General features: G+C 70.3%; 9 protein-coding genes and 1 pseudogene. 6 read left to right on the top strand and 4 right to left on the bottom strand.

All coding sequences use genetic code 11. The features are described from left to right. The 5 genes and pseudogenes from A5622_RS24620 to A5622_RS24640 form a co-directional block, all read left to right on the top strand. A pseudogene (locus tag A5622_RS24620) lies at window positions 1-99 on the top strand (flavin reductase); the annotation flags it as partial. A gap of 3 nt (window positions 100-102) precedes the next feature. Then, on the top strand, window positions 103-819 hold the full coding sequence (locus tag A5622_RS24625) for a pyrimidine reductase family protein (RefSeq protein WP_066881779.1): 717 nt from the start codon (window positions 103-105) through the stop codon (window positions 817-819). A 179-nt stretch (window positions 820-998) separates the two neighbouring features. Then, the gene (locus tag A5622_RS24630) at window positions 999-1,340 is read left to right on the top strand and encodes a hypothetical protein (protein WP_066872577.1); all 342 of its coding nucleotides are present in this window, start codon (window positions 999-1,001) and stop codon (window positions 1,338-1,340) included. 107 nt (window positions 1,341-1,447) lie between these two features. Then, window positions 1,448-3,226 carry a serine/threonine protein kinase PknE gene (locus tag A5622_RS24635; RefSeq protein WP_066881781.1) on the top strand — a complete coding sequence of 593 codons (1,779 nt, stop codon included), beginning with the start codon at window positions 1,448-1,450 and terminating at the stop codon, window positions 3,224-3,226. 20 nt (window positions 3,227-3,246) lie between these two features. After that, window positions 3,247-4,755, top strand: a complete 1,509-nt coding sequence (locus A5622_RS24640) for a serine/threonine-protein kinase (protein WP_066881783.1) — start codon at window positions 3,247-3,249, stop codon at window positions 4,753-4,755. 11 nt (window positions 4,756-4,766) lie between these two features. Here A5622_RS24640 and A5622_RS24645 read toward each other — a convergent pair whose 3' ends face one another. From A5622_RS24645 to A5622_RS24660, 4 genes are all read right to left on the bottom strand, one after another. Then, entirely contained in the window at window positions 4,767-6,260 is a 1,494-nt protein-coding gene (locus tag A5622_RS24645) for an MFS transporter (RefSeq protein WP_066881785.1), read from the bottom strand. 48 nt (window positions 6,261-6,308) lie between these two features. Further along, entirely contained in the window at window positions 6,309-8,099 is a 1,791-nt protein-coding gene (gene ngg, locus A5622_RS24650; protein WP_066881787.1) for an N-acetylglutaminylglutamine synthetase, read from the bottom strand. Next, on the bottom strand, window positions 8,096-9,901 hold the full coding sequence (locus A5622_RS24655; RefSeq protein ID WP_066881789.1) for an N-acetylglutaminylglutamine amidotransferase: 1,806 nt from the start codon (window positions 9,899-9,901) through the stop codon (window positions 8,096-8,098). Before A5622_RS24655 ends, ngg begins: the two co-directional genes overlap by 4 nt. 156 nt (window positions 9,902-10,057) lie before the next feature. Then, window positions 10,058-12,016: a thioesterase domain-containing protein gene (locus A5622_RS24660; protein ID WP_304441488.1), complete on the bottom strand. Its 1,959-nt coding sequence runs from the start codon at window positions 12,014-12,016 to the stop codon at window positions 10,058-10,060. Here A5622_RS24660 and A5622_RS30355 point away from each other — a divergent pair. Continuing rightward, the coding region (locus A5622_RS30355; RefSeq protein WP_304441489.1) for an AMP-binding protein at window positions 12,006-12,413 on the top strand (408 nt) is incomplete at its 3' end. The genes A5622_RS24660 and A5622_RS30355 overlap by 11 nt on opposite strands.

The raw sequence follows: 12,413 nt of genomic DNA on the forward strand, positions 1-12,413 counted from the left end.
CACCTGCTCGCACCGGTCGGCGGCAGCCCGCCGCGGGAACTGGAAACCTGGGTGTCCTTCGGCGACGTGCGCGAGCTGCAACCCGGCCACGAGGCCTGACGCGTGGCCGAGTCGCCCCGGATCAGCGCCGTCCCCAGCATCATCGAGCTCGCGCCCTTCTATGCCGATCCCCCGGACGGGGTGCGCGCCAACATGATCTTCAGCGCCGACGGCGCCGCGGCGTTCGGCGGGCGCGCCGGTCCGCTGTCGTGCCCTACCGATCAGCGGCTCCTGCGAATCCTGCGCGGCCTCGCCGACGTCGTGCTGGTCGGTGCCGGCACCGCCCGCGCCGAAAACTACGGCCCGGTGACGCTCGGCGATGCGGCGCGGGAGCGGCGGCAGCACGAGGGGCGGGCCGAACCGCCGCCGATCGCCGTGGTGAGCCGCAGCGGTGAGCTACCGGCCCGGTTGCTCAGCGATCCGGACCAGCCGCCGATCCTGGTGACCTGCGCGAGCACCGCGGCGCGGTTCGACCCCGACGACGACCGCCAACACCTCCTGGTCGCGGGCGAAGACTCCGTCGACGTCTCCCGCGCGGTCGCGACCCTGCGGGAGCTCGGCATGCACCGCATCCTGTGCGAGGGCGGACCGACGCTGCTCGACGAGCTGGTGGAGGCCGACGCCGTCACCGAGATCTGTGTGACGCTGGCCCCCAAGCTGGCGGCGAGCCAACCGGTAGGCCACCGGCTGCACCCGGCGCGGCTACCCGCACCGGTCACCATGAGCCTCGAGCACGCGCTGGTCTGCGACGGCTATCTGTATTTGAAATATCGCCGCTGAGCCCGGCCGCAATCGGCGGAATGCGGGCGTGCGCAACGCGCTCGGCATGCAGCCGACCGCACCTCTTCCTATGATGAAAATGCCCGGTATGAACGTTGCGCGAATCGCTTCGCGCGACCTTCCTTCAATTGATCGCCGTTCCACTTTCCCGATGCACACAGAAAAGGATCACCGGCCCGGTGAGCAGTTCAGACGATGACCGTGACTACCGCAACCTGGCGGTGAACCGGCTGCGCCCCAGCGAGATTCACTGGGCCCTGAACCACGATGCCGTGCACGGGATCGCCTACGCGTTCAAGAATCCGGTCGCGGTCGCCGAATCCCTCGAGGATCCCGACGACGACCGGAAGACCTACCTGGTTCGGGTCAAGCGCGACGACCTGGCCAACGCGCTGGAAAAGATCAACGAATGGATCTTCGACAATCCGGGCCCCGCCGGCATGCAGGCGTACGGTTTCGTCCGGGCGCTGGCCCGAGAAGGGCTCACCGAGCGCGCCACCGGCGATGACGACATCCGTTAATCGCGCCCCGTCGAATTAGCTGGCTTTCGCTATTCGCCGTGCCCTGCGGCCGCGAAAACCTTAGCCTTATGCCTGCATGCCCGGTATGCGCGGGTGAGGAGTCTTCGATGGGTGAGGCGACCGCGGATTCGCGGGAGGGTACGCAGTTCGGGCCGTATCGGCTGCTGCGCCTGGTCGGCCGTGGCGGCATGGGCGACGTCTACGAGGCCGAGGACACGGTCCGTGAGCGCACCGTGGCCCTCAAACTGATGTCGCGGACCCTGTCCAACGATCCGGTCTTCCGCTCCCGGATGCAGCGCGAGGCCCGCACCGCCGGACGGCTGCACGAACCGCACGTCGTGCCCATCCACGACTTCGGCGAAATCGACGGGCAGCTCTACGTGGACATGCGGCTGATCGACGGCAAGGACCTGGCCAGCATGCTGAAGCGGTACGGACCGATATCGCCGCCGCGCGCGATAGCGATTGTGCGCCAGATCGGTTCGGCGCTCGACGCCGCGCACGCGGCCGGGATCCTGCACCGAGACGTGAAGCCGGAAAACATCCTGGTGAGCGCCGACGACTTCGCCTATCTCGTCGATTTCGGCATCGCCAGCGCCACGTCGGACGAAAAGCTGACGCAGTTCGGCACCACTGTGGGCACCGCCAAATACATGGCCCCGGAGCGGTTCGGCGATTCCGCAATCACCCATAAGGCCGACATCTACGCGCTGGCCTGCGTGCTCTACGAGTGCCTGACCGGCTCCCCGCCCTACACCGGTGACCAGCTCAGCGTGATGGGCGCCCACGTCCACCAACCGATCCCGCGCCCGAGCGCGGCGCGCCCCAGCATCCCGGCCGCCTTCGACGGCGTGATCGCCCGCGGCATGGCCAAGGACCCCGCGGACCGCTACCTCACCTGCGGTGACCTGGCGGCGGCCGCCTACGGCGCCCTGGCCGCGCCGGATCAGGATCGGGCCACCGACATCCTGGAGCGCACCCAAATGGCAACGCCGCCGGCCGCATTCGCCGGCCAGCCGGCCGGCGGGTTTGCGCCCGGCCCGCCCGCCGCGGCACCGCCCGCCCCGCCGCTCGGCTCCTGGCCCACGCCGTCGGGCGCCGTCCAACCACCGCCGTGGGGCGGCCCCCCGGTCTGGACCAACGCCGGCGCGGCGACCCCGCCCTGGGGCCAGCCGCCGCGGGCCGGCCGCAAGCCCTGGCTGTGGGTCGGTGTCGCCGCCACGCTCACGGTGGTGCTGATCGGGGTGATCCTCGGCGTCGTGCGCCCGTGGGAACCGAAGTCCGGGCCGGCCCCGGCGACGCCGCCCCCGCCGCCGCCCGACGCCGTCGCGCTGCGGGTCCTCGATGACGGTGTGTTCGTCGGGAGTTCGGCGGCCCAGACCACGATCGACATCTTCAACGAGCCGATCTGCCCGCCGTGCGGCAGCTTCATCAGGTCGAACGCCGCCGACATCGACGCCGCGGTGAACAACAAGAAGCTGGCCGTGCGCTATCACCTGCTCAACTTCCTCGACGACAAGTCGCACAGCCAGGACTACTCGACCCGCGCGGTGGCGGCCAGCTACTGCGTCGCCGCGCAGAACGACCCCAAGCTCTACGCCGACTTCTATTCGGGCTTGTTCGCCAGCAACTTTCAGCCGCAGGAGGGCGCCGCCGAGGACCGCACCGACGGCGAGCTCGCACAATTGGCCAAGACGGTCGGCGCTAGCGCCGGGGTCATCGCCTGCATCAAGTCCGGCGACGACATCGGCACGGCCAAGGCCAAAGCGGCCAACGGCTACTCGACGCTGTCGAGCGACAACGCCAACTCCACGCCGTTCGTGTGGGACGGCACCACGGCGGTGAACTACCAGAATCCGGCCTGGCTGACGAAACTCACCGGATAGCAAGCGGCCCCGGGGATGTTGTGAGCGACGCGCAGGGGTCGAAGGCGGGAACGACGTTTGGGCCCTACCGCCTCAAGCGGCTGCTCGGCCGCGGCGGAATGGGCGAGGTGTACGAGGCCGAGCACACCGTCAAGCAGTGGACCGTGGCGGTGAAGCTGATGTCCCACACGTTCAGCCAGGATCCGGTGTTCCGCAAGCGAATGGAGCGCGAGGCCCGCATCACCGGCCAACTGCTGGAGCCGCATGTGGTGCCCATCCACGACTACGGCGAAATCGACGGCCAGCTGTTCCTGGAGATGCGCCTCATCGAGGGTGTCGACCTGGACACCCTGCTCGAACAGCAGGGACCGCTGCCCGCGCCCCGGGCGGTCGCCATCATCCACCAGGTCGCGTCGGCGCTCGACGCCGCCCACGCCGCGGGGGTGACGCATCGCGACGTCAAACCGCAAAACATCCTGATCACCGGCGACGACTTCGCCTATCTGGTCGACTTCGGGATCGCCAGCGCCGAGACCGACGAGAAACTCACCCAACTGGGCACCGCGGTCGGAACGTTGAAATACATGGCGCCCGAACGCTTTTCGAGTGACGAGGTGACTTCCCGCGCCGACGTCTACGCGCTGGCCTGCGTGCTGTACGAATGCCTGACGGGGGCGCCGCCGTATGGCGCCGACAGCTCCGGCGCGCTGGTGACCGCGCACATGATGCAGCCCATCCCCAAACCCAGCGCGCACGCGGCCGGCGTCAGCCCGGCATTTGACGCGGTGATCGCGGGCGGAATGGCCAAGGACCCCGCCGAGCGCTACCCCACCGCCGGCGCGCTGGCCGGTGCCGCGCGCAAGGCGCTGAGCAGCCCCGAGCGCGAGCGGGCCGAGACGATCCTGCAGCGCGGCGACGCCGCTGGCCCGATCAGCCGGATCAGCCCGCCCGGCCCGCCGCGGCGCAGGCGCACCCGGTGGCCGGTGGTCGCCGCGGCCGCCGTCGTCGCCGTGGCGATCGGTGCCGCCGGCGTCTGGCTGCTGCTCAAGCCGACCAGCCAGCCCCAGCACCTTGCCACGTCGGGCAAGACCGCGCCCCCGTCCGCCGCGGCGCCCAGCGGCGATCAGGCGCGGCTGATCAGCCTGCTTCCACCCGGGTACCTGCCCGGCGCCTGCACGCCGGCGACCCCGGAGACGGGCAGCATCTGGGTGACTGCGGTGGCCATGGTGACCTGCGGCCAGAACACCCAGCCCGGCGGACCGGCCCGCGCCACCTACGGGCTGTTCGCCACGCCCGACCGGCTGAAGCGGGCCTTCGCCGACGACATCGGCAATATCAGCCTGGTGAACTGCCCCGGCGAGGGACGCTCACCCGTCAGCTGGCACTACGACGAGACACCCAACGACATGGCCGGCCTGATCGCGTGCGGCACCTACAACAACCGCCCCAACGTGATCTGGTCCAACGACGCCAGGCTCATGCTCAGCGACGTCAGCGGGGATCCGGCCACCGTCGAGGACCTGCACACGTGGTGGGACGCGTACGGCTGATCCGTCGCGACTCAGTCCGCTGCCGGCTCCGAATCTTCCTGGCGCTCAGCATCTTCGGCATCTTCCACGGTCAACGGCAGCGCCAGCTCTTCGAGCGGGCGCCGCTCGGCGGCGATGCCGAGCCACAGTTCGACCAGGCCCGCGGCCGCCATCACGGCCGCCCCGATGAGGAACGACCAGACGACCTCGGTGCGCATGCCCGAGTTGATCAGCTGACCGAACAGCAACGGCCCGGTGATACCACCGATCGCCGTGCCCATCGCGTAGAAGAAGGCGATCGCCAGCGCCCTGGTCTCCATCGGGAAGATCTCGCTGACCGTCAGGTACGCCGCGCTGGCGCCCGCCGAGGCCAGGAAGAACGCGACGATCAGCACGCCGATGAAGGCCCAGACGCCGCCGGCCCGGGTGAGAAACACGATCGCCAGCGCCACCACCGCGACCGCGGAACCGAGGTAGGTCAGCGTGATCATCGGTTTACGGCCGACGGTGTCGAACAGGTGCCCGAGCACCAGCGGGCCGGCGAAATTGCTCAGGGCCCACAGCACGAAGAACACCGGCACCATGCCCGACGGCACCGCGTAGAACTGGCTGAGCAGCGTCCCGAGGTTGAACGTGACGCCGTTGTAGAGGAACGCCTGCCCGATGAACAGCGCCAGCCCGAGGATCGCGCGCCGCGGATAGAGCTTGAACGCGACCGCGGCGATCTCGCGGAACGAGATCGCGGTGCGCTGGCGGATCCGCAACGCCTTGCCTTGCGGTTCCGGCAGCGGCTGGCCGGTCTCGCGCTGAACCGCCTCCTCGATCTCGCCGACGATCTGTTCGGCTTCGTCGTCGCGGCCGTGGATGAACAACCACCGCGGGCTCTCCGGCACGTTGCGCCGCACCAGCAGCACGAAAATGCCGAGGATGGCGCCGATTCCGAAGGCGAGCCGCCAGCCGATGTTGGGCGGGAAGTTCGAGGTGTTCAGCAGGATCAGCGCGCCGCCCGCGCCGGCGGCCGAACCCAGCCAATAGGTTCCGTTGATCACCAGGTCGACGCGGCCGCGCACCCGCGCCGGGATCAGCTCGTCGATGGCCGAATTGATGGCGGCGTATTCGCCCCCGATGCCCGAGCCGGTGAAGAAACGGGTCAGGAAGAAGTACCACGGGGCGAACGCGAAGGCGGTCGCGACGGTGGCCACCAAATAGATCGCCAGGGTGAGGATGAACAGGTTTCGCCGGCCGAAGCGGTCGGTCAGGTGGCCGAAGAACAGCGCCCCCGAACAGGCGCCGGCGATGTAGATCGCGGCCGCCATGCCGATCTGGGCGGGATCGAGCGCGATGCCGCTGTTGTGCTCCATGAGCCGGGCCGAGACGTTGCCCACCATGGTGACCTCGAGCCCGTCGAGCACCCACACCCCGCCCAGGCCGACGACCACGCGCCAGTGAAACCGCGACCACGGCAGCCGGTCCAGCCGCGCCGGCACATGGGTCGAGATGGTCTTGGTTTGCGCGCTCGCACTCATGCGGTCTCCGTTCGGCGTTTGAAAAGAGATCTACCCATTCAGCGGGCGTCAGCCGCGATCGGAGCGGGACTCCTCGGGAGTCCAGGCCTGCGGCTGGCCGGGGTGGCCGGGAAACAGGAAGTCGATGAAGGCCGCGGCGGTGGGCTGGGGTTCGTGGTTGGCCAGGCCAGGGCGCTCGTTGGCTTCGATGAACGCGTACTCGGCGCCGGTGACGTCGGGCACCAACAGGTCGATGCCGGTCACCGGGATGCCGATCGCCTCGGCCGCCGTCACCGCGACGCGGCACAATTCGCTGTTCACGTGCGCGGTGACGTCGTGGATGGTGCCGCCCTGATGCAGGTTGGCGGTGCGGCGCACCCGCAGCCGGGTCCCCTGGGGCAGCACGTCGTCCAGCTTCCACCCGGCCTCGGCGACGGTCGACTCGGTGAGGTCGTCGAGCGGGATGCGGGACTCGCCGCCGGTGGCCGCCGAGCGCCGCCGGCTTTCGGCCGCGATCAGGTCCCGCACGCTGTGCTCCCCGGTGCCGATGACCTCGGGAGGCATCCGCAGCGCGGCGGCCACCACGCGGCCGTCGATCACCACCAGCCGAAGGTCGTCGCCCGTGATCCGCTGTTCGATCAGCACGTCCGGGTACTGCTGGCGGGCCCGCGCCAGTGCGGCGGACAGGTCGTCGGGGCCGTTGTCCGGCACCACCCCGACGGTGATGCCTTTGCCCTGCTCGCCCCGTGTCGGTTTGACGACGACCTCGCCGACCTCCTTGACGAAGGCGAAGTCGCTCTCGTCGAAGGTGGCCAGCCGCGCCCGCGGCACGGTGATGCCGGCCTCGGAGACCAGGCGCCGCGTCAGCCGCTTGTCGTCACACCGGCACATCGCCACCGCCGAGGTGTACTCGGACAGCGACTCACGGGTGATGACGCTGCGGCCGCCGTGGGTCAGGCGCATCTCGCCGGTCTCGGCGTCGAGCACCTCGACCCAGATCCCCCGCCGCAGCGCCTCGTCGGCGATGATCCGGGCATAGGGGTTGAGGTCGTCGACCGTCTCGGGCGGCGGGCTGAACAGCGGCTCGTTGATCGCGTTCTTGCGCTTGATCGCCAGCACCGGGACGCGGCGGAAACCCAGCTTCTCGTAGAGGCCGATGGCGGCCGCGTTGTCGTGCGCCACCGACAGATCCATGTAGGCGCGGCCCGCACTGCGGAAGTGCTCGGCCAGCGCCTTGGTCAGCGCGCCGCCGACGCCGGGCAGCCCGGCGGCCGGATCGACCGCCAGGGTCCACAGGCTCGACCCTTCCTCGGGGTCGTTGAACAGCAACTCGTGATCGACCCCGGTGACCGTGCCGACCACCGCGCCGTCCTCGTCGCGCACCGCGAGCAGATACTTCACCGCGGGCACGTTCTGGTGGTTGTCCCAGATCACGTCGACGCCGGCCGGGACCATGCCGCAGCGCACGTAGACGCGGTTCATGGCGTCGGCGTCGATCGGGTCGTTGAGCGTGCGCACCGTCAAGCCCGGCGGGGCCGGGCCGAAGTTCTTCGTCGCAGGCGTGAAACGCAGCCGGTAGGTGTGGCTGGGGTCGATGAAGAGCTCGGTGGGCGCCTCGGCTACCACCACGTGAGATTCGCGGGCGTAGATGCAGATGTCGCGCCGGCCGGGCCCCTCGCGGCGCAGCGCCTCGACCAGCTGCTGGGAATTGGCGAAGGTCTGCCCGAAAATCAGTCGGCCCCAACCCAATTCGAGCTCGACGTCTTTGGCCATCGCATCGACCAGCTCGGGCGGGGATGCGTCGTGCAGACCGAGCGTGATCGCCTCGGTGTGGTCGCCGGACGGATCGGCCATGGTCATGCAACCGGGCCGGTGACACCGTGGCGCTGCAGCCAGAGCTCGAGCAGCGCGATCTGCCAGAGCTCGTTGCCGCGCAGCGGGGTCAGCTTGCCGTTGGGGTTGGCCAGCAGCGCGTCGACCGCGTCGGTGTTGAACAGGCCGCGCTCCTTGGCGGTGGGCGCGTACAGAGCGTCGCGGACCATGTCGAGGTACGGGCCTTCGAGGTGGGTCAGCGCCGGGACCGGGAAGTAGCCCTTGGGGCGGTCGATGACCTCCGCCGGAATCACCCGTCGCGCAGCCTGTTTCAGGACGCCCTTGCCTTCGTGGGCGATCTTGAGCTCCGGCGGGCAGGTCGCGGCCAGCTCGACCAGCTCGTGGTCGAGGAACGGGACCCGGCCCTCCAGCCCCCACGCCATCGTCATGTTGTCCACCCGCTTCACCGGATCGTCGATCAACATCACCGTCGTGTCGAGCCGCAGCGCGCGGTCGATCCCGGTTTCGGCGCCGGCCTGCGCGAAGTGCTCGGTGACGAACCGCAGGCTGGGGTCGCCGGGCGCGACGATGCCCGATCCGACCAGCGCCTGCACCCCGGCCGCGTCGCGGTCGAAGAAGGCGCCCCGGTACTGGGCGACGGCGCCGTCCAGGGTGGCGGCGGCCGGATCGCCCATCGGCGGATACCAGTGGTAGCCGGCGAATACTTCGTCGGCGCCCTGGCCGGACTGCACGACCTTGACGTGCCGCGCCACTTCCTGGCTGAGCAGATAGAAGGCGACGCAGTCGTGGCTGACCATCGGCTCGCTCATCGCGCCGATGGCCCCGTCCAGGGCGGGCAGCATCCGGTCGGTCTCGATGCGGATCTGGTGGTGGTCGGTCTCGAAGCGCTGGGCCACGATGTCGGAGTACTGGAATTCGTCGCCCTTGACGCCGCCGGCGGACTCGAAGCCGATGGAGAACGTCGACAACCCGTGCTGGCCGGCCTCGGCGAGCAGGCCCACGATCAGGCTGGAGTCCACGCCGCCGGACAACAGGCAACCGACCGGCACGTCCGCGACCAGGCGGCGCTTGACCGCCAACCGCAGCGTGGACAGCACCGCGTCTTCCCAGTCGCGCTCCGACCAATCCGCGCGGTCGGCGTGCCGGGTGAAGTCCGGCGCCCAGTAGGTGGTGACGGTGCGCCGGCCGTCGGGCTCGATGGCGACCAGCGAGGCGGGCGGCACCTTGCGGACGCCGCGCAGGATGGTGTTCGGCGCGGGCACCACCGAGTGGAAGCTCATGTAGTGGTGCAGGGCGACGGGGTCGATGCGGGTGTCCACGCCGCCGCCGGCCAGCAGGGCCGGCAACGTCGACGCGAACCGGACCCGGTGAAGGTCCTCGGTCAGATACAGCGGCTTGATGCCGAGGCGGTCCCGGCCGAGCAGCACCCGCCCGCTGTCGCGTTCGACGACGGCGAAGGCGAACATGCCGAACAGGTGGCTGACGAAGTCATCGCCCCACCGGTGGTAGGCCTTGATCAGGACTTCGGTGTCGCTGTGCGAGAAGAAGCGGTAGCCGTACCCGCTGAGCTCCTGGCGCAACTCCTTGTAGTTGTAGATGCAGCCGTTCCAGGCCAGCGACAGGCCCAGCTCCGAGTCGACCATCGGCTGGGCGCCGGCCTCGGTCAGGTCGATGATCTTCAGGCGACGATGGCCGAGCGCGACCCGGCCCTGCGACCAGGCGCCGCCCGCATCGGGGCCCCGTGGTGTCAGCACCGCGGCCATTGCTGAGACCGCCGCTACGTCGGGCGCCTGCCCGTCGAGTCGGACCTCCCCGGTGACTCCGCACACGCCTTCGACCCTACCGTTGCCCGGATCGAAGCGCGCGTGAGCTTCGCCAAAAGCGCTGCAACGGGCCGCCGACGGCCGCGGCCGACCCGTGGTGATCACCGTGATCGACGGATGTGTGAACTGGATCGCACCGTCGCGATGTACCGGCGAGACCGCTCATGACTTGGTGGGCGGCTCGTCGTCACCGGCCGCCGCGTTGAACCGTTCGTGCGGGGCCAGTTCGCGGCGGCGTTCCTCGCGGAGCAGCTGCCAAAGTTGGCGCCCGTAGCGTGCGACCGAGTCGGCGGACAGCATCTCGTTGTGCGTGCAGTCCACCGCGTGGGTGAGCACGTCGCCGGAGGCGTAGGGCTCCCAGGAGCGGGCCAGCAGCGAACTGCGGTCGCTTTGGTCCCGCACGGCGGAGAACACGCAGATGTCGCCGTCGAACAGCCGGGGCTCGTGCAGCCGGTAGAGCTCGATGTTGTCGTTGAGGTTTCCGGCCAGCAAATCGACGAGCCGTCGGTGCCGTGGTATGTCGGCGACGCCGGATTCGCGCAGGAGCTCCGCCAGTTGCTCGTCGGTGGGCGGCCCGGTCTGCGCGTCGACGCTGATGTTGTAGGCCCGCAGGACGTCGTCGAGCACCTGCTGCTCGCCCAGGGCGTGCTCCGGCAGGGCGATCGCGTCGTCGATGCTGGGCTGGGCGTCGAGCAGGATCAGGCGCCCGATCGCGCGGCCGCGGCGCTGCAGCTCGATCGCGATCTCGTGGGCGACGACCCCGCCGAACGACCAGCCCAGCAGGTGGTAGGGCCCGTCGGGATAGACGTCCTGGATCCGGTCGGCGTGGATCTCGGCCAATTCGCGGACCGACCGCGGGGCGGCTGCATCGGCCGATGGGGTTTGCTGAATGCCGAAGATCGGGCGGTCCAGGTACTTGCCGAGCACCCGATACGGCCAGCTCACCCCGCCGGCCGGGTGGATGCAGAACAACGGCACCCCCGAACCCTCCCGGAGGATCTGCACGGGAACGACGTCGTCGCCGTCCGCCGACTCGGCCCGCAGCCGCAGGCTCAGCGCCCTGACCGTGGGCGCGTCGAACAGGGCGCGTACCGCCAGGTCAACGCCCAGGCTGGCGTTGATCGCGGCGACCACGCGCATCGCCGAGATGCTGTCGCCGCCCAGGTCGAAGAAGGAGTCGTCGACGCCCACCCGCTCCACGCCGAGCACCTGGGCGTAGCTGTCGGCCACCGCCCGCTCGGTGGCGGTGGCCGGGGCCCGGTATCCGCTGCCGGTGTACTCCGCCGCCGGCAGGGCGCGCACGTCGAGTTTGCCGTTGGGGGTCAGCGGCAACGCGTCGAGCGCCACCACCGCGGCCGGCACCATGTAGACCGGCAACCGCTCGGCCAGCGCGGTGCGCGCCTCGCCCGGGTCGGCCGTGCCGGTGAGGTAGCCCACCAGCCGCTTGACGCCCGGCTGGTCCTCGCGGGCGATCACCACGGCCTGCTCGACGTCGTCCAGCGCGGCCAGCGCGGCCTGGACCTCGCCGAGCTCGATGCGGTAGCCGCGGATCTTCACCTGCTCGTCGGCGCGACCCAGGTAGCGCAGCTGTCCGTCGGGCCCCCAGCAGACCAGGTCCCCGGTGCGATACATGCGCGCCCCGGGCGCCCCGAACGGGCACGCCACGAACCGCGAGGCCGTCAGCCCGGCCCGGCCCACATATCCGGCGGCCACCCCGTCGCCGGCCACATACAGCTCGCCGACGACACCGGCGGGCACCGGGCGCAACCACGGGTCGAGCACGAACAGGGCCGCGCCGTCCACCGGCAGACCGATCGGCGGCGTCCCGGATCCCCGCGTCAGCGGGGCGCTGATCGCCACACACATGGTGGTCTCGGTCGGGCCGTAGGCGTTCACCATCACCCGGCCGGGCGCCCAGCGATCCACCACCTCGGCCGGGCAGGCCTCGCCGACCACCGCCAGCGCCACCGACTCCAGCCCCTTCGGCGACAGCATCGCCACCGCCGACGGGGTCTGCGTCAACACGGTGACCTCCGCGTCGACGAGCAGGGCGTGGAAGTCCTTCGGCGAGCGGGCCACCGACTCGGGCACCACCGGTGTCCCCAAGGGCGTGGCGATCACCCACCGCAACGTGACCCAGCTGCTGGACACCCTGGACGCCGGCCTGCCGCGGGTGGGCGTGTGGACGCAGAGCCACTCGTACGCCTTCGACGTGTCGGTCTGGGAGATCTTCGGCGCGCTGCTGCGCGGCGGCCGGCTGGTGGTGGTGCCCGAGTCGGTGGCCCGCTCGCCGAAGGACTTCCACGCCCTGCTCGTCGACGCGGAGGTCACCGTGTTGACGCAGACCCCGTCGGCGGTGGCGATGCTGTCGCCGAAGGGGCTGGAGTCGGTGGCGCTGGCGGTGGTCGGCGAGGCCTGCCCGGCCGAGGTGGTGGATCGCTGGGCGCCCGGCGCGGCCGGGTCGATCGGCAGGTACGCCGCCCCGGTCTTGAGCACCGCCAGGATGGCCACGATCGCC

The sequence above is a fragment of the Mycobacterium sp. 1245801.1 genome (assembly GCF_001673055.1).
GTDB lineage: Bacteria > Actinomycetota > Actinomycetes > Mycobacteriales > Mycobacteriaceae > Mycobacterium > Mycobacterium europaeum_A.

Coding starts and splice junctions, on each gene's coding strand:
- A5622_RS24645 (WP_066881785.1), bottom strand. CDS start 6,260: ATGAGTGCGAGCGCGCAAACCAAGACCATCTCGACCCATGTGCCGGCG.
- ngg (WP_066881787.1), bottom strand. CDS start 8,099: ATGACCATGGCCGATCCGTCCGGCGACCACACCGAGGCGATCACGCTC.
- A5622_RS24635 (WP_066881781.1), top strand. CDS start 1,448: ATGGGTGAGGCGACCGCGGATTCGCGGGAGGGTACGCAGTTCGGGCCG.